Raw genomic sequence first — 17661 nt, 5'->3', positions numbered from 1 at the left:
GCTGGTTAATCGATCGCACTACAGTGATTTCTCAATCTAAAATCTAAAATCTCATATCTAAAATCTAACATGGTTTTACCCGTGCAATTCTCCATTGGGCATAATCGTACCTCGCAATTGAGCTCCCGCTAAATTAGCAGTGCTCAAATCAGCCCTAATCAAAGTTGTGCGGTGCAAAATTGCATCCCGCAAATCAGTTCTAGCCAGGTAAGCATCAGTCAAATCAGCTTCACTCAAATTAGCCTGATTAAAATTAGCACGACTCAAATCAGCCCGCACCAAATTAGCACGACTCAAGTCAGCCATCACTAAATTAGCATTGCTCAACTTAACATCAGCAAGAAATGCACCGCGCAAATTAGCACCAGCTAATTCAGCATCAATTAACACAGCTCTTTCCAACTTAGCATTTGTCATGACAGCCCAGGAAAAATTTGTTTCTACCAGAGTTGCTTCGGTCAAAAATATGCCATGTAAAATAGCTTCGCTCAAATTTGCCTGAGTCAAATTTGCTTCCCGCAGAGATGCTTCAGTCAAATTCGCTTGACTGAGATTAGCTTTAGTTAAATCTGCACCTTGCAAATTGACGCCGCGCATATCTGCACCTTGCAAATTTGCACCCCGCAAGTTTGCACCCTCAAAAATCCGCTGCTCCTTGCGTAAATTTGCACCGCGCAAGCAGGCGCCGCGCAAATCTGCACCTTGTAAATTGACGCCTCGCATATCTGCATCGGACAAATTTGCATCGATAAAAACTGCCAAAGAGATGTTGGCTTTGCGAAAGTCTGCACCTTGCAAAGTAGCTCCGTGGAAGTCTGCATCGGACAAATTTGCTCCGCTCAAGTTTGCCTGGTTTAAGTTAGCACCGCACAACTTAGCATTAGTTAAATTTGCGCGCTGAAGGTTAATTCTGCTCAGGTACGACATCGTTAAGTTTGCACCCCAGAGGTCTGCACTGCTTAAATTAACGCCTATTAAATCCGCACCGCTCAGGTGAACGCCTCTCAGATTCATACCTTGAAAATCTAGTTCTCCTGATGTATATCGCCTTAAAATTTCGCTAGCATTCATATTTTTGCGGTTGTTAATTATTGGGGAAAATCTACTTACTATTTAGAAATTTATGGCTTTTATAGTCTCTTATAGAGGGACTAAAGTTTTTGTAGCCCCAGAGTTGAGCCTTGGCATTTAATGAGTTTGATTCACAAATTCTTGAGTCCAAGCGACTGTTTTGTTGCCTAACTGCCGGCCGTGAATTTTCACGTTAGTCAGAGATTGTGATTTTAAAGTACACAGTTTTTTGTGAATGTATATAGCTGTAGCCTGTTGGCTTGGTACTTCGGCAGACTCCAGAATGACGTGGAGCCAACCGTCTTTAAATCCGGCTGTAGCAGTAATTCCCTTGGGCTGTAACAATTGATTGATCAATAGGGCGATCGCCTTTGGTTGACCTTGTTTTGCCATTTCAACAAGCTGATACTGATTTGGTTTCTGGCTAGAGGTTGGCTGCTGTGTTGTTGAAGTATTTTCTGCAATATTCTCCTGTCTTTCAGAAGGAGAGATCCCGCTTTGTTTTGACTCCAGTTCGCTCAGGATTTCCATTAATTTGTCTGTAAATCCCTGAACTTTTCCTAGATAATCTCTGAGATTTTTATATTTCCCGTACAAACGCTCCTCTGGACTTTCTGTAGAAAATTTGCCATTCAAACCCGCTTCTAACTCGCTAAATATCTTTTCTATTTGGGCAATTGCGGAGTTAGCACTTTGACTAACTAATCCTTTCCTTTCTTCTTCCAGTCCCAACTTGTGTTTGATGGAATCGCTAATATTTATAGTAACAGGAGCTGCCGGGTTTAAAGTTTCTATAATAGTCGGCATTTCTGTGACTGGGACGGGGAATGTTTCTACCAATTCCTGTCTGAAATCGGTCGGAGAATTATTGCTGCTGGTTTCGGGTTCTTTAAACTGTATATTTTCTGCCGTGTCCGGCACTAAGTAACTCTTTTGGGGGTCATAATGATAGTGAGTCGGAGCAGCTTGAATGATGTGAGTAATGTCGCCCGCATCAAAATAATCGCTGCGTCTGTCAACTTGCTCGCTCTCTCCGTAAACACTGTTTAAATGCGTCTGATCGCAATCTTCGGTAGCAGAATCTTCGGTAGCCGAATCTTCGGCTCGATCGCGTTCTTCCTGTTGCAACTTTGCGTAACAAGGATTCATTGCTTTGATAATCACGCTAGCGGCTTGGTCGCATTCGTCTGTGTTGTCGAGATTGCCGGCAGTTCTGTAAAGCTGAGTTTCGAGTTCGGCTAGGCTGCCGCAGACATTAAACAGTTGGCGCAGCAGAGTGTCAAGTTCTTGAGTTTTTAACAGTAGCCAGTCGCGATCGCTAAAAGTGAACTCGTGATAAAGAGTAGAAAAAATGAGAATTTTCGCTCTCAGCGGATTTGTTTGCTGTAAAATTTTTTCTCTGACATCAAATAGATTTCCCGGATCTTTTTCGTGCGATTCCCCTGCTGGCAGTTCCGAACTGAAGTGGTCATCAAATGCAGGTGCTTCGTATCCGCCAAAATTAGATATGTTTGTTTCTAATTTTGTGAAATCTTCGTATTCGTAAAGCCTGCTCAGTTGGCAGACGATTTGATCTGCCACTAAAGCGTACTCGGTTTTTTTATTGACCTTGGCAACTATACTGTTTAAAACAGTTTCAATATCTTCTAACCTGCTATATTTAGCGCAGAGTTCTTCGATTAATTTCCCTAGCTCTGCGCTGGCGAGTTGGGCCGGATCGTTTTCCCAACACTCTTTACAAGCAAAAAATAATATTTTTTTAATCCGCGAGAGATTGACATCTTGTTCTAATTCGCCTACAACTTCATCTAAAATAGATAAAGCTTTCATAGTTTTCCTCCCAAAAAAATACCCTGCCCACAGTCAGCAATAAATAACACAATTATACCACATTTGATAAATGCAAGACTTTGATTCGATCGTAATTGGCAGCGGCATTGGCGGCTTAGTGGCGGGTTCGATGCTGGCTCGCTACGGCAAGCGGGTACTCGTCTGCGAGAGCCACACCATAGCGGGCGGGGCGGCTCACAGCTTTTCGCGCCGGGGATTTCACTTTGATTCGGGGCCTTCTTTTTATTGCGGTTTGACCGATCGCCAGTCGTTGAATCCTTTGCGGCAAGTTTTGAATATTTTGGATGAATCGATCGCAGCAATTGCCTACGACCCGCTGGGGCATTACCATTTTCCTGAGGGAAGTTTACCAGTTTATGCTAACGCGAGAAATTACTTAGATGCTGTAGCAAAATTCGCACCGCAAGGCGCTGTAGAATTGCAGCAATTTCAACAAAATTTATTAGTTTTGTATGAAGCTTTGCGTGGGATTCCGGCTTTAGCGTTGAGATCCGACTGGCAGTTGATACCTGTGTTGCTGTCTCGGTACTCGCCAGCTTTGCTGAAGCTGTTACCGTCATTGGGGGCGATCGCCAGTTCAGCCGGTACCTTGATGGATCGGGACGTACAAGACCCTTGGGTGCGACGTTTGATCGATTTGGAGTGCTTTTTGCTATCGGGCTTGAAAGCGCACGGAACTGTCGCGCCGGAAATCGCTTTTATGATTGGCGAACGATCGCGATCGGCGATCGAATATCCTGTAGGAGGCAGCGGTGCGATCGTCGATGCCTTAGTTCGAGGCTTGCAGCGCTGGGGCGGAAAGTTGCGATTGGGAACTCCCGTCGAGCAAATATTAGTTGAATCCGGCAAAACTACGGGAGTTCGCTTGCAAAATGGCGAAATTATCCGCGCTCCAATTGTCATTTCCAATGCCACAATTTGGGATACTTATACAAAGTTACTGCGGCCTGAAAATTTGCCAGCAAGCTACCGAAAAACCGCCTTATCGATGCCAGCAGTAGACAGTTTCATGCACCTGCATTTAGGAATTAAAGCCGAAGGACTTGAAGGGTTGACCGGCCACCACGTTGTCATTCATGACAGCAAGATTGACATTACAGTACCCGGAAATACCTGCATGATTTCGATTCCGACAGTGTGGGATGCAAATCTCGCGCCGCCCGGACATCACGCGATTCACGCTTATACATTGGAACCTTACGCAGGTTGGGAATACGGCGAAGGTTATCAGGAAAGAAAACAAGGGCGATCGCAATCTCTGTTTAAAGCTTTAGAAAGAATTATACCGGATTTGCGATCGCGAATAGTCTTGGAGTCGATCGGCACACCCCTAACCCACGCCCGATATTTGCGCCGCTATCAAGGAACCTACGGGCCTGCAATCGCCGCCGGAAAAGGCACATTTCCCGGGCCGCAAACCCCGATCGAAGGCTTGTATCGGGTGGGAGACAGCACCATGCCCGGAATCGGCGTTCCCGCCGTCGCAGCATCGGGTATTTTGTGCGCGAATACCCTGGTAAATTCCGATGTCACAGCACAATTCTTGTAAATTTGTAGATAAAAGGAGAAGGTTTTGCCAAAGAAAACCGTGCGGTTGAAACCGCGTCTATACAAACAAAACCCACCTCCGTGGGTTGAAGAATGGGTGGTTTCAACCGTACGTCCTATCTGAACTGTATTATGTTAAAAACCGATTATCCACCAGCGGCAAAAGCGCCCATAACTGCGATCGACAAAGCCAAACCGGGCAACAGCAGCAATCCCAACATCAAAGCATCGTGTGCGCTCATCACTTTCTCCTGATACTGATGTTGGATAGCTTATCATACACACCCAGATTTCGCCACCACCTTAAGAATTAAAACCGACAGATTGATTCAGGATTGACCGGACAAATCTTATCAACAATCGGATTGCCGCGCAAGTCCAGCGTCGTTAACTTTTGCAAAGATTGCAGGTAACTGATATCAGAGATTTGATTGTTGTACAAATCCAACAAAAATAAGTTATTCAAAGCTTGCAGCGCGCTGCTATCGGCAATCGGATTATTGAACAGATAAAGTTGAGTTAAATTAGTTAACGATTTCAGCGGACTGATGTCTGAGATTTGATTGTTGCCGAGGTTGAGTTCAACTAAATTAGTTAGATTTGCCAAAGGACTAATATCCGATATTTTATTTTGAAATAAAACCAGTTTTTTTAAGTTAGTCAAGGCTTTCAGCGGATTCAGGTCAGATATTTGATTCTCGAACAGAAACAGCGTGCTCAGATTTTTTAAGTCAGCCAGCGGGCTGATATCTGATATTTGATTTTTGTAAAGGTAGAGTGTCTGAAGTTCAGTTAGATTTGCCAGAGGAGCGAGATCGGCAATTTGATTTTTGTAGAGGATCAGCGCCTTTAAGTTAGTTAACGCTTGCACTGAAGTGATGTCAGAAATTTGGTTGTCAAACAAGATTAGTTCGGCAAGATTACTTAGAGGCGCCAGGGGACTGATGTCTGATATTTGATTGGTATCGAGAACGAGTCTAGTCAGATTTGTGAGAGATGAAAGCGGGCTGATATCTGATATTTGATTGACATCCATCACCAGAGTTTTTAGATTGGTTAAAGATTGCAGGGGAGCGAGATCGGATATTTGATTGCCGTCGAGGATGAGACTGGTAAGTTGAGTAAAAGATGAGAGAGGACTGATGTCGCTAAGTTGCAGTTGTTTGAGGTTGAGTTCTGTTATACTAGAAAGCAGTTGGTTGGCTCGATCACACTCGGCAGTCTCTGATATTTGTAACAATATATCTACGGTACGTTTTGCGCCGGGAGAGAGATTGTCTTTGTGCTGGCACCAATCGATAAAGTTATTATAAGTTGTACTCATGCGATTTTAGCTTGGCGATTTGAGATTTCATGGCTGGCCACCCATGTATAAGTCCTAGATTTGCGATAAGTATAACAATTTTATTGAATTTGTGAATTAGATTGTTTGCTGATTTTGATAAATTTTAGCAAAAGTTGTGTAAAGTAATATTAACAGCCTTAATCGCATTCATTCGCAGGAGCCAAGAGCCAACTATGACGCCCGAACTAATCTTCAATGCAGGTAATCTGTTCGTTTTGCCTTTCTGGGCAATTATGATTTTATTGCCCAACTGGGGAATTACCCGAAGAGTGATGAATTCCTTGATTCCGTTTGCGATACTGGCCGTCTTGTACATATATTTGTTTGGTAGCAGTCTCACTCCCGAAAATGCGGCGGCTTTGTCCAATCCCAAGCTAGCAGATATTGCTAAGTTTCTGGGGGAGGAAACGGCGGCGGCTACGGGATGGATTCATTTTTTAGTGATGGATTTGTTTGTAGGGCGCTGGATTTATTTGGAAGGACAGCGGACAGGAGTTTGGACGGTTCATTCTTTGGCTTTATGTTTGTTTGCTGGGCCGATGGGATTGCTTTCTCATATTCTAACTGCTTGGATTACTGACAGGTTTTTCCCGAGTTCGGATGTGGCGGCAACTGTTACTCCGTCGGTTTAGAGAAAGTGTTTTCAATACCTTGGAGGTTAATCGTCCCTTGGACGCAAAAACTCTAAATATAGCTATTGTATTTAGTAGGGTGCGTCAGGGCTGAATGTTGTGACCAAAGATTAAAAAATTTCCCCCTGACGCACCCTACAATAACTATCACTAGGAGTGAACTCGCCCATACAGAATTTTAAGACGTAGCTAGCGGCAGAACTAAACGAACCACAATTAAATTATTTTCTAATATTTCTAAGGAAAAGTCTCCCCCCATTAAGCGTACCGCCCGCTGACAAATTAAGAGATTTTGGACGATCGACCTATTGGACACAACAGCCAATATATCCGGCCCGGAACCGCCGTTGAAAGCAGCAAGTAACTGTCGATCGCACTTTCGACCGCTATCAATCACAGACAACTCTAGCAAATCTTCCCCCAAAAGCACCGAGCGAATCTCAATCTTGTCGCCAACTCCAGAGCGCCTGCAAGCCTGGGCCAGCAATTCGCACAGAATCAAATCCAGCTTGATGCTGTCGGCGCGAACGCTCAAAGTCTGGCCAGCGGGCAGCGACACAGCAGTCTCTCTGTTCACTTCCAGCAAGATTTCCGACTGTTTGACCAGGGGGGCCGTGCGATCGAGCGATCGCCTCAACCAAGCGCTCACAGGCACCGCATCTTGTGCGAATTGCAGCCGCCACTGTTCCTGTTTCAGCACCAAATGAATTGACCCCAAAGCATTGCCAATTTGCCGCAAAACCTGTTGGTAGCGCAAAGTTTTCAGAGCATCCTTTTGTTCCTTCGCCGACTGCAAAATCGACTGGCTCAACTCCCCCAACTCCTTCACCCCCGCTCCCACAGTGCGGTAAAAATCCTCAAAACGGCGCTGCTTGTACCAGTTGAGCAGCTCCAGATCCGATCGCTGCGACTCCTGGGCCGATTGCACCGCCAAATACCTGCGCCACCAAGCCAACTGAGACGCCATCGAGCTCAGTAAATTCACGGACAACTCCGACCACTGGCGGCCCTGAGCGTCCGCAACCACCACAATGCCCACAGGAGCGTGTTCTGGGGATGTCCGCAGCGCCACCGCCAGAATTTCGCCAATTCCCGGACTGCGGAGCCACCGCTTCGTCGCCAGCGGTAGTTCGCTCATGCTCTGTTGCAGCACGCCGTTAACCACCAGGGTTTGTTGGATCAAAGGATCTGTTTGGACAGGAATCACAGCCTCGGGATTGAGGGCAAATACGGGATTGGCAGCTACCACCGCAGAGATTGAACCCGACTCCTGGCCGGGATTCCAAGTAATTACGGCGACTAAAGGACTGTTCATTGTCAGAGAAACGTGTTGGGCAAAGTTGCGATCGAGCTTTTGCAGCGGCAACTCTGGGAACATCTTCGGCGAAGCAGCAGATTTCTGTTGTCCAGATTGCTGCTCGCCTGATTGCTGCAAAACCGCCAAACCCGATTTGATCGATCGCTCAAATTGCTGATATTTGTCGATTTCCGAACTCTGCTGCCAGGAATGCAGGATCAATCCTAACTGTTGGCTGACTACCCGAACTAATTCTCGCTCCGAGCCTCTCCAAGTGCGAGTTGCGCTGTGCCCGACAACCAGCAAACCCTCGATCGATTTGCGATTTGCGATTTGCGATTTGCGATTGGGGTTTTCTCGCTCGGACTTTTTCCCCCGAGTGCTGGATGCCAAAAGCGATCGCACCCCCGCCTCCGCGAGCACTTCCCGCCAAGCCCCCAACCGCCCGTCTTCCTCCCAATTTTCGATCGCCAGAGGTTCCGCGCGATCGTCCAGCAGCCCCACGTCAGCCGCATCGAGAGCCCCCAGCGGCGAGGGTACTGGCCTGCGGTTGCGGGGCAGATTTTGGGAGACAATTTCAAAGCGATTTTGTTCTTCCCTGTAAAGCAACAGCAAAAAGTATTCGCACTTGAGCCGAGAGCACAACTGCTCAGCCGTATTTTTCAAAGTCGCCTCCCAGTCAGCATCGCTGTAGATGGCGCGAGCGATGCCAGCAGTTAAATCTCGATCGATCTCAATTTGCTCAATCCTCTCCTCCATCTCCGACAGAGGAGCCGTCAAAGCCACTAACTGCCCCGCTCCCCGCAGGTAATGTTTTTCATTATCTTGCCAAATCCGGGGATCGCTCGCCTCCACTGCCAAAAATCCCAACAATTCCCCTTCTAAAACAATCGGCGCCGCCAACAGAGAGCGAGCGCGGATTTGCTGCATCAACCGCCCCGTCAGCTCAGTTTTCAGAGAACTATGAGATTCACCGATCCAAACGATTTCTTCCCTCGCCAAAGCCTGATAAAATTCTCCCAAGTCTTGGACAGTGATACCCGAAGCCGGTCGGATCAGGCCCAAACCCGGAGCAACTTGGCGGTTGCTGACTCGGCGCCAAAAATAGCGCCGCTCTCGCTCGAACCAATAAACATTGGTGCGCGTCGGCTCGATAAATTCATGGGCTTGTTCCACTACCGCTTCCAAGTATTGGTCGAGCGATCGCAATTCCCGCAACTGCGAAATCAGCGCTAACAAAGACTCGTCCGGGTGTTTGACTTGTTGTCGCTGCCAATCTTTTTCTATTTGATAAAGAGCAGTTGCTAGCGCTCCAAATACGATCGCCAACTGCGTTTTTTCCCCCGAATTTGGCGACGCTCCCCACACCTCAGTCCCCAGCAAAATCACGCCGTAGCAGCGGTCTTTGTAGCGCAGCGGAAACAGAGTCGTGCCTTGAATATTGAAAGTTTGAGCTGCTTTGCGCCATTCTCCGGCCCTGTTTTCCGATCGCAAATCCGGGACTCCCACCGGCCGCAGTTGAATCACCACTTGTTCCAGCAAATCCCCCGGACTCAGAGCAAACCGCTGTTTGAGAAAAGACAAATCGCCGTTAGGAGTCATGCCGCCTTTTCCGAACAATCGGTGCGCCTGTCGATCGTACAACCCGATCCAAATCAACCGCCAATCAAATTCCGCTTGCAAGTAACCGAGCGTGGTTTCCAGCAGCACTTCCACATTCTCCTCTTCTCGGAGAGTCTGGAGAACGCGCTCCAGCCCCGCGATTTGTTCGTCTGAATCCTTCGGTCTTTGCTCCTGCCCCATTTCCCAGCTTCCCCGCACCTTTGTCCAATTTCCAATTACCCACTTAAAAATTAAAAAAATTAAAATATAAAAGAATCAACTTATAATATAGTCGTCTAACTTATGCTTAAATCTAAAAGATTAGATCAAGTCGATCGAAGTTGAAGTAAAAATCTCCCCTTCGCAGTCTACTCCTGAATATTTTTATTAGCCTTCTCAACTGTCAATTGCCCCAGGACAAGTCATTGGATATTTATCAATCAAGTGTGCGGCCGCTGTTATTTTCGGTATTGAAAACCGATGCCGAGTGGCTGCACAACCGCACTCTTCAAGTTCTCGAACTCGCAGCCAGAACCCAGTCAAACCCCGCCACCAGCCAGATACTCTCGCGATTGCAGAAATCTTTGGGAGTACAAGATTCTCGCCTCGAACAATCGAAGTGGGGACTGAGCTTTAAAAATCCTGTCGGCTTAGCCGCAGGATTTGATAAAAACGGCGTAGCAGCAGACATTTGGGCAAATTTTGGCTTTGGCTTTGCCGAACTCGGCACTGTCACGTCGCAACCGCAGCCCGGAAATCCCCAACCTCGCTTGTTTCGCTTGACGGATGACAGTGCAGCCCTCAACCGCATGGGATTTAACAATCAAGGAGCCGCGGCAATGGCAGCCCGGTTTCAGGCTGCACAGAAACAGTCAAAATTCGAGGCATCGCGCCCCATGCCTCAGTCTCCATTCCCGATCGGGATCAATCTCGGTAAATCTAAGGTAACACCGTTAGAGCAGGCAGCAGCCGATTATTTGGAGAGTTTTCAGCAGCTCAAAGATTGGGGCGACTATTTTGTAGTCAATGTTTCATCTCCAAATACGCCTGGGTTGCGATCGCTCCAAGATGCGGCCGGGCTCAGCACAATTTTGGAAATTTTGCAACAAGAAAATCAAGGAATCAAGCCAATTTTAGTCAAAATTGCACCAGATTTGGAACCAGAAGCGATCGCCTCCATCCTCGACATAGCAAAAACCTACCAACTAGCAGGAATTATCGCCACAAACACCACCATCCGCCGCGACGGATTGAAAACCCAAATATTGCGAGAAACAGGCAAACCCATCGCCGAAGAAGCCGGCGGAATTAGCGGAATGCCAGTCAAAGAGCGATCGACAGAAGTCATCCGATTTATCTGGCAATATACAAAAGGCGAATTGCCAATCATTGGAGTAGGCGGCATTTTTACCGCCGCAGATGCTTGGGAAAAAATCGCCGCCGGTGCCAGTTTAATTCAAGTTTACACCGGTTGGGTTTACGAAGGGCCTTGGATGGTGCGCCGGATTCTCCAAGGTTTGCTACAAAAGTTAGAAGAAAAAGGATTTAATTCAATTTCTGAAGCCGTTGGTTCGGAAAATATTAAGTAGTCCGAAAGTCCGACAGTCAGACAAGTTTGAACCTCTGGCTATCTCAATAATCATAAATTCCCCTGGCTGACCGAGGAGTAATGATTTTACGAAAAAATAACAGACGATCCGAGCAGTTTTTCAATCTCATCAGAGGCATCAATAACACCATTTTCAGCCCCTACGAAAAGGGGGGTTTTTATAATCCCCCACCAATTATTTAAGTTCCAAGCTTGTAAGTTTTGAGTAAAACAAAATTCCCAGCACAACTCACAAATCACACCTCGCCCGTGGGTTACCGCTCCTTAACTTACTTACGTTTAGAAAGTTGTGAAAGCTTCCAATCTATGCTCACTATCAAGAAACGTTCTAGAGCTTTGAAACTGTCTTTTCGGATATTTTGAATAAGTTGAAACGCAGTTTCAGACTTAACATTCGGCGAAAATTCGTCAGCAGTTGCTGGTGCTTTTTCTGATTGAGCTGGTTCAGAAGAGGCCTCAAAGCTGACTTGTGGGTACTGATTTTCTTTGGCTGTCATTTCTGAGTCACCTCCGAGAGTGATTGCATACATAAGCATTACTACAAATGCCACTTATGTGTATCCGGGATTTGGGAATTTAATTTTTATCTACCCGAGAATCGCCGTTACCAAATGACTTCAAAGTTTTGAGTTAATTTCTGAATTATCTTCAACAGCACTTACACACTTTGCCGATCAACCAGGTCTCTTTACAAAAGTTTTGTGAAATTTATCAAAACTCAATAATTCAAAACTCGCACTATAGCGGTTATCAAAAAAGTGAGGATAGCCCTATGCCCTATGCCCTATGCCCTATGCCCTATGCCCTATGCCCTATGCCGGATAGTACCTCATATTTCTGAGAAAGGCTATACTGTCAGTGATGCACATCACTGAATTGTTATATTTACTTAACAGTAATATTTCCGAGATTCTGATATTGTTAAAGCTTAACAATTAATTTCGCTGAGATCGATCTCAAGCTGAAAGCAAGCGTCAGGAAAATATTAAGAAACTGAAGGTGTAGAGCCGATGGCAATTTATGTCGATACTGCAATTATAGCCGAAGCCACAGAGGCCAGCAAGTTCGGATGGATAGCGGGAATTACTACTAATCCGACACTTTTGGCCAAAAGCGAGCTATCACCTGAGGAAACGCTCAAACAACTGGCACAGTTAACTTCTGGGGAACTGTACTATCAGCTAACAGCATCTGATTTTGATGGCATGGTAGCAGAAGGAAAAGCCGCTTTTGAGGCGATCGGGCAACAAGCAGTTTTGAAAATTCCAGCAACAGCCGCGGGCTTCCAAGCAGTAGCCCACTTGTCGGGGGAAATTCCTTGTGCGGTAACAGCTATTTACAGCGCCGCCCAGGCCGTTGTTGCCGCAGAAGCAGGGGCAAAATATGCGATCGCCTACGTGAATCGCGCCACCCGACTCCTCGGAGACGGTTTTGCCTTAGTGCGGGATATGGCCAACGTGTTGCAGAGAACGAATACAGAGATTTTGGCAGCCAGCATTAAATCTCCAGAAGAAGCAGTGCAGACTTTATTAGCCGGCGCCCATCATTTGACATTGCCTTTGGACGTATTGCAAGCAATGGCCGTTCACGAATTGTCCCAGCAAACAGTAGATGAATTTGCCAAAAACGGGCGGGGAATTAGTTATTAGATTTTGCAACACAGAAAACTTGATTAATTCTGGAGCAAGTATCATTCGCTCGCTGAATCTATATTAGTTTGGCTATTTTGTCTACTGTTGGTAACATTTGTTGATAAATATGACTTTTATGAACTCAAGGTTATGACTTTTATGAATTGACTTTGAGACCTGCTTATTGAATGATGTCAATCAATACTTGTACTTTTAAATATCAGGGTTTATGAATATTACTCGCGTCTCTGTTGACTCAGCGGGCAATCAGGGGAATGATGGCTCCTTCAGTTCCTCCTTCTCAGCCGACGGGCGGTTTGTGGCGTTTTCATCTGATGCCTTCAACCTGGTGCCGGGGGACACTAACAATAGCCGAGACATCTTCGTGCGCAACTTGTCAACCAATACCACCACCCGCGTCTCTGTTGACTCAGCAGGCAATCAGGGGAACGACTTCTCCCGTGCTCCCTCCATCTCAGCCGACGGGCGGTTTGTGGCATTTTTTTCTGACGCATCCAACCTGGTGCCGGGGGACACTAATGGTAGCAGCGACTTCTTCGTGCGTGACTTGTTAACCAATACCACCACCCGCGTCTCAGTTGACTCAGCAGGCAATCAGGGGAACGGCGACTTCTCCTCCTTTAGCTTGGTTCCATCCATCTCAGCCGACGGGCGATTTGTGGCGTTTAAATCTAATGCCTTCAACCTCGTGCCGGGCGACACTAACAATACAGAAGACATCTTCGTGCGGGACTTGTCAACCAATACCACCACCCGCGTCTCAGTTGACTCAGCAGGCAATCAGGGGATAGACAACTCTTCCGCTCCCTCCATATCCGCCAACGGGAGGTTTGTGGCATTTTCATCTGACGCATCCAACCTGGTACCGGGGGACACTAATGGTAGCCGAGACATCTTCGTGCGCGACTTGTCAACCAATACCACCACCCGCGTCTCAGTTGACTCAGCAGGCAATCAGGGGAAAAACCTCTCCCGTGCTCCCTCCATCTCAGCCAACGGGAGGTTTGTTGCGTTTTTATCTAATTCCTCCAACCTCGTGCCGGGCGACACTAACAATAAAGAGGACATCTTCGTGCGGGACTTGTCAACCAATACCACCACCCGCGTCTCTGTTGACTCAGCAGGTAATCAGGCGATCGGTAACTCCTACAACCCTTCCATCTCAGCCGACGGGAGGTTTGTGGCGTTTCCATCTGAGACATCCAACCTCGTGCCTGGGGACACTAGGAATCTCAGCGACATCTTCGTGCGCGATTTGTCAACCAATACCACCACCCGCCTCTCTGTTTCAGGGGAACGCTATCAGTCGATCTTTACTTCCTTCTTTCCCTCCATCTCAGCCGACGGGAGGTTTGTGGCGTTTCAATCTGAGGCCTCCAACCTCGTACCGGGTGACACTAACAACGCCCAAGACATTTTCGTTGTTGACTTAACCAACGCTTCAGGCGTCATCAATACTCCTAGTAACAACATCAACGGCACTCCCGGCAACGACAACCTGACCGGCACTCCCGGCAACGATATCATCAACGGTTTGCGGGGCAACGATATCCTAAATGGCGGCGGCGGCAACGATATCCTAAATGGCGGCAAAGGTTTTGACACGCTCAACGGCGGTTTGGGCAACGATAATCTAGTCGGCGGCGCGGGCAATGATGTATTTGTTTTAGGTGCGGGGTTGGGAGTTGATACAATTTCTGATTTCGCCAACGGTCAAGATACCTTTCAATTAATCAATGGCTTGACTTTCGGACAGCTATCAATTTCTGCTGGAACTAACGGCACATTAATTAGAGTAGCTAGCAGCAATGAAGTTTTAGCTGCTTTGACAGGCATTACTCCCAATCTCATCGGCATTGAAGATTTTGTCTCAGTCTAGAGATTGCTTTCCTACCCTACCCTTCACGGAACCCCTACGGGGAACGGGAACGCATAAAAGCGAACGGATCGCTTCGAAGAGCGTTCCTCGCAATGACACCCAATATAATATGTCCACCTACTTACTCAAAGGAACATAATCATGAAACTTCGCAAACAATCCCTCGCATTAATCGGCACAGTTCTGGCAGTGTTGCTACCAACTTTTGCCGCGAATTCACAAGAAAGCAACAGCGAATTCAGCAAACTTAAATCCTTATTAGAAGCCAAAAAATGGTACGAAGCCGATCAAGAAACAGTCTCTCTGATCCGCAACAACTCCGCCAATCTGTCTTGTCCGAACCTCCGCACGATCGATCGCCTGTGGATGCAATCCAGCAACGGCAAATATGGATTGACTCCTCAGTTGGAGGTTTGGCGGCAAGTGGGCGGTTCTGGCTGTAAAACTTGCGAAGGTCAAATTCAAGAATTTAGCCAAAAAGTAGGCTGGAACATGAGTTCGCAAGTCAGTCCGATACCAGGGGAGTTTCCGGCCCAGTATCCAACTATTGCTGCATTAAGTTGGCAAAGTTATGTTGATAGTGATAAAAGCCTCACTAGATACAGTCTTTTTGCTGGCGGGCAGACATGGCAAGCGTGGAGAGTTACAGAATTTAACCTGTTTTCTACTTTCTCCAATTGTGGCAAGTAACAGTTGTAGCGTATTTTATCTATCCGTGTTAATCGACGGTTAAAAATCAAAATTAGCCAACTAATCCAAGCATCGGAATTCATGTTAACCACAGTCAGGACATAGCACTGCCGTGTCCCTAAAATTAATCGGGCGATGGTTACATTTCTCAGGTCACGATCGCGATTATTTTGGGGTATGGAAACGGCATTGCCGTGTCAAGAGTTGGTGATGACGAATAACTATGGCATTCGCCAAATCTTAATCGTGCGATCGGGACTGCCGCTCACCAAAGTCTTGCTATCTCTGGCAATCGCCACAGAATTCACAAACTGACTGTGACCCGAAAGAGTGCTTCTTTCTGTTCCCGTCTTCAAATCCCAAACTATAATATCTCCGCCCCCGCTGATCAAAGTGCGGCTGTCGGGGCTAAAAGCGATCGTCCTCACCCAGCTCGAATCCCCTTTAAAAGTGCGAGTGCGCTTCCCGTCTTGCACGTTCGACAAACGGATCGTATTGTCGCTGCTAGCACTAGCCACAACTTGGCCGTTCGGGCTAAAAGCCACAGCATTAATCACGCCCCCGTGACCTGTGATAATTCTTCTGACTTCTCCAGTGTTGAGATTCCACAAACGCACAGTTTTGTCATCGCTGCCACTAGCCAGAGTTTGACCGTCCCGGCTCAAAGCGATCGCGTTTACTGCTGCGGTGTGGCCGATCAAAGTCCGCAACCTGCTGCCGGTTCTGACATTCCACAAGCGAATAGTTTTGTCATCGCTGCCGCTAGCGAGAGTTTGACCGTCGCTGCTAAATGCGATCGCGTTGACCCCCGCTTTGTGAGCAGAAATCGTCCGCATCCGCCGCCCCGTCTTCAAATCCCACAAAATCACATTATTGTCGTCGCCGCCGCTCGCTAAAATCGAGCTGTCCGGGCTCACCGCCAGCGTCTTCACCGATTTTTTAGAATGCACCGGATTGAGAGTCCGCACCAGGCGTCCCGTCCTGACATTCCAAATTCTAATCGTCCCAAAGCTTGCGCTGACCAAGGTTTGACCGTCCGGCGACAGGGCGATCGCATTTACACTCCCGACATTATCCAAACTTCTTTCCAAAAACTGACTGCTAGGCAAACTAGAAAGCAGCCACACCGGGTTTGCCGGAAACACCCCGTAACGCATCGAACCGTAAATTTGAGACGCGCCAATACCCAGCATCACAACAGCAGCGCCCGCCAGCAACTTATTTTTCCAATCAAAAGCCTGTTTCCCGGCCTTGTTCAATCCCGAATTCAGAGGTCTGAGGCGGTTTATGGAACTTTGCTTCGTCGCCCCAGGCCCTCCGGAAGTTCCGCGAATTTTAGTTTGCCCCGTCGTCGGTAACTGAGTCGGCAACTGAGTTTCTCCGCCGTCTAGATTAATTTCCTCCAAGCACTGCAAAACCATCTGCGGACTTTGAGGTCGATTTCCTGGAAAAGGCGCCATCAGGTAATCGATCACATTAGCCAAGGGGTCGGAAACCTGAGGAGCTCCTTTGCGCCACATTAATCTACCCGTGCGCGGGTTCTCGGGAAACGCAGTCGGCGGCTTCCCAGTCAACAAATAAACAAAAGTGCGCCCCAGAGCAAAAAAATCCGACTGCGGAACAGCCTTGCCATTAGTTTGTTCCGGCGGCGTGTAGCCAGGGGAAACAATGCCAGTGACATTTTGCCCCTGGCCCACCTTAGCGAAATAAGTCGCCGACACTTCCCGAGCAGTCCCGAAATCGATCAGCACTAACTGCCCGTTCGGCTTGCACATAATATTGTGCGGCTTGATATCCCGATGAAAATAGTTGAGTCTGTGAACTTGGTCTAAAATTTCCGACAGTTGTTTGAGCCAGTTCAGAGCTTGTTCTTGACTGATCGGGCGACCCCGATGTTTCAGCCAGTCTTGCAAATTTGCCCCAGCAATTTTCTCCATCACTAGACAGTGAAAAGACTCTGTGCTGTGAGCTGGCGTAAATATAAAATAACCGTCGCGATCGACTTTTGGGATACCTGGATGTCTCAGCCTGACCAATACGTCAGCTTCTTGCTTAAAAAGTTCTACAGCTTTGGGATGTTCTTTCAGCAGGACTTTGAGCACTCTTCGGGCGCCGTTGTCGTCCACTTCAAATGTTCTACCAAAGCCGCCGTTTCCGAGAGGTGTAACTAGCCGATATCTACCTTGCAACAAAAGTTCAGACCCGCAGTGGATACACGCGGATTTGCCAGAGTTGGCTGGATCGGAGGGATTCGGGCATTTGGGATTGAGGCAATAACTCACGAAGCCACATAACCCTGATTGAGGTTGCTCTATCAAGTTTGATTTTGACACTCTCAGCACTCTTGGTGACTAGAGATTCTTGGTTCAGCGAAGTCACTTGCTTGCGACTGGATTACTCCAGCCAAAGTATGGGTGTCTTCTCCTCAAGCGTAAATTCCGGTATGCCGTACCGTACTCGATCAGTCTTCTTTATCTAGTTCGGT

The 17661-nt window shown here is 47.4% G+C and carries 12 protein-coding genes; 6 read left to right on the top strand and 6 right to left on the bottom strand.

Annotated elements, in window-relative coordinates:
- Positions 1-75: 75 nt before the first annotated feature.
- The gene (locus tag QUB68_RS16475; protein WP_332994365.1) at positions 76-1071 is read right to left on the bottom strand and encodes a pentapeptide repeat-containing protein; all 996 of its coding nucleotides are present in this window, start codon (positions 1069-1071) and stop codon (positions 76-78) included.
- A gap of 117 nt (positions 1072-1188) precedes the next feature.
- Positions 1189-2901, bottom strand: coding sequence for a hypothetical protein (locus tag QUB68_RS16470; RefSeq protein WP_332994363.1), 1713 nt, complete (start codon positions 2899-2901; stop codon positions 1189-1191).
- Between the two features lie 70 nt (positions 2902-2971).
- Between QUB68_RS16470 and QUB68_RS16465 the strand changes: the two genes are divergently transcribed.
- On the top strand, positions 2972-4471 hold the full coding sequence (locus QUB68_RS16465; RefSeq protein ID WP_332994361.1) for a phytoene desaturase family protein: 1500 nt from the start codon (positions 2972-2974) through the stop codon (positions 4469-4471).
- Between the two features lie 309 nt (positions 4472-4780).
- Here the strand turns inward: QUB68_RS16465 and QUB68_RS16460 are convergent, their stop codons facing one another.
- On the bottom strand, positions 4781-5794 hold the full coding sequence (locus QUB68_RS16460; RefSeq protein ID WP_332994360.1) for a leucine-rich repeat domain-containing protein: 1014 nt from the start codon (positions 5792-5794) through the stop codon (positions 4781-4783).
- A 194-nt stretch (positions 5795-5988) separates the two neighbouring features.
- Between QUB68_RS16460 and QUB68_RS16455 the strand changes: the two genes are divergently transcribed.
- Positions 5989-6447 carry an ABA4-like family protein gene (locus tag QUB68_RS16455; RefSeq protein WP_332994359.1) on the top strand — a complete coding sequence of 153 codons (459 nt, stop codon included), beginning with the start codon at positions 5989-5991 and terminating at the stop codon, positions 6445-6447.
- Positions 6448-6625: 178 nt separating this feature from the next.
- Here the strand turns inward: QUB68_RS16455 and QUB68_RS16450 are convergent, their stop codons facing one another.
- Complete coding sequence (locus QUB68_RS16450) at positions 6626-9547, bottom strand: sensor histidine kinase (RefSeq protein WP_332994357.1); 2922 nt, start codon at positions 9545-9547, stop codon at positions 6626-6628.
- A gap of 224 nt (positions 9548-9771) precedes the next feature.
- On the opposite strand from QUB68_RS16450, the gene QUB68_RS16445 reads away from it, so the two are divergent.
- On the top strand, positions 9772-10935 hold the full coding sequence (locus QUB68_RS16445) for a quinone-dependent dihydroorotate dehydrogenase (RefSeq protein WP_332994354.1): 1164 nt from the start codon (positions 9772-9774) through the stop codon (positions 10933-10935).
- Between the two features lie 289 nt (positions 10936-11224).
- Here QUB68_RS16445 and QUB68_RS16440 read toward each other — a convergent pair whose 3' ends face one another.
- Positions 11225-11452: a hypothetical protein gene (locus QUB68_RS16440; RefSeq protein ID WP_332994352.1), complete on the bottom strand. Its 228-nt coding sequence runs from the start codon at positions 11450-11452 to the stop codon at positions 11225-11227.
- Between the two features lie 513 nt (positions 11453-11965).
- Between QUB68_RS16440 and QUB68_RS16435 the strand changes: the two genes are divergently transcribed.
- The 3 genes from QUB68_RS16435 to QUB68_RS16425 all read left to right on the top strand — a co-directional run bounded on the left by QUB68_RS16435 (position 11966) and on the right by QUB68_RS16425 (position 15176).
- Entirely contained in the window at positions 11966-12604 is a 639-nt protein-coding gene (locus QUB68_RS16435) for a transaldolase family protein (RefSeq protein WP_332994351.1), read from the top strand.
- A gap of 211 nt (positions 12605-12815) precedes the next feature.
- On the top strand, positions 12816-14486 hold the full coding sequence (locus QUB68_RS16430; RefSeq protein ID WP_332994350.1) for a calcium-binding protein: 1671 nt from the start codon (positions 12816-12818) through the stop codon (positions 14484-14486).
- Positions 14487-14627: 141 nt separating this feature from the next.
- Positions 14628-15176, top strand: coding sequence for a GUN4 domain-containing protein (locus QUB68_RS16425; RefSeq protein WP_332994348.1), 549 nt, complete (start codon positions 14628-14630; stop codon positions 15174-15176).
- A 221-nt stretch (positions 15177-15397) separates the two neighbouring features.
- On the opposite strand, the gene QUB68_RS16420 is transcribed toward QUB68_RS16425, so the two are convergent.
- Positions 15398-17509, bottom strand: coding sequence for a serine/threonine-protein kinase (locus QUB68_RS16420; protein ID WP_332994346.1), 2112 nt, complete (start codon positions 17507-17509; stop codon positions 15398-15400).
- Positions 17510-17661 lie beyond the last annotated feature (152 nt).

The organism is Microcoleus sp. A006_D1, assembly GCF_036702805.1.
Classification (GTDB): domain Bacteria; phylum Cyanobacteriota; class Cyanobacteriia; order Cyanobacteriales; family Microcoleaceae; genus Microcoleus.
Note: the sequence above shows the minus strand (reverse complement) of the source record. Positions and strands in the feature narration are given on the sequence as shown.

What these genes read in the sequence shown, in the direction of transcription:
- QUB68_RS16465 (WP_332994361.1), top strand. Translation starts at nt 2,972, where the DNA reads ATGCAAGACTTTGATTCGATCGTAATTGGCAGCGGCATTGGCGGCTTA.
- QUB68_RS16470 (WP_332994363.1), bottom strand. Translation starts at nt 2,901, where the DNA reads ATGAAAGCTTTATCTATTTTAGATGAAGTTGTAGGCGAATTAGAACAA.
- QUB68_RS16425 (WP_332994348.1), top strand. Translation starts at nt 14,628, where the DNA reads ATGAAACTTCGCAAACAATCCCTCGCATTAATCGGCACAGTTCTGGCA.
- QUB68_RS16460 (WP_332994360.1), bottom strand. Translation starts at nt 5,794, where the DNA reads ATGAGTACAACTTATAATAACTTTATCGATTGGTGCCAGCACAAAGAC.
- QUB68_RS16430 (WP_332994350.1), top strand. Translation starts at nt 12,816, where the DNA reads ATGAATATTACTCGCGTCTCTGTTGACTCAGCGGGCAATCAGGGGAAT.
- QUB68_RS16450 (WP_332994357.1), bottom strand. Translation starts at nt 9,547, where the DNA reads ATGGGGCAGGAGCAAAGACCGAAGGATTCAGACGAACAAATCGCGGGG.
- QUB68_RS16475 (WP_332994365.1), bottom strand. Translation starts at nt 1,071, where the DNA reads ATGAATGCTAGCGAAATTTTAAGGCGATATACATCAGGAGAACTAGAT.
- QUB68_RS16455 (WP_332994359.1), top strand. Translation starts at nt 5,989, where the DNA reads ATGACGCCCGAACTAATCTTCAATGCAGGTAATCTGTTCGTTTTGCCT.
- QUB68_RS16435 (WP_332994351.1), top strand. Translation starts at nt 11,966, where the DNA reads ATGGCAATTTATGTCGATACTGCAATTATAGCCGAAGCCACAGAGGCC.
- QUB68_RS16440 (WP_332994352.1), bottom strand. Translation starts at nt 11,452, where the DNA reads ATGACAGCCAAAGAAAATCAGTACCCACAAGTCAGCTTTGAGGCCTCT.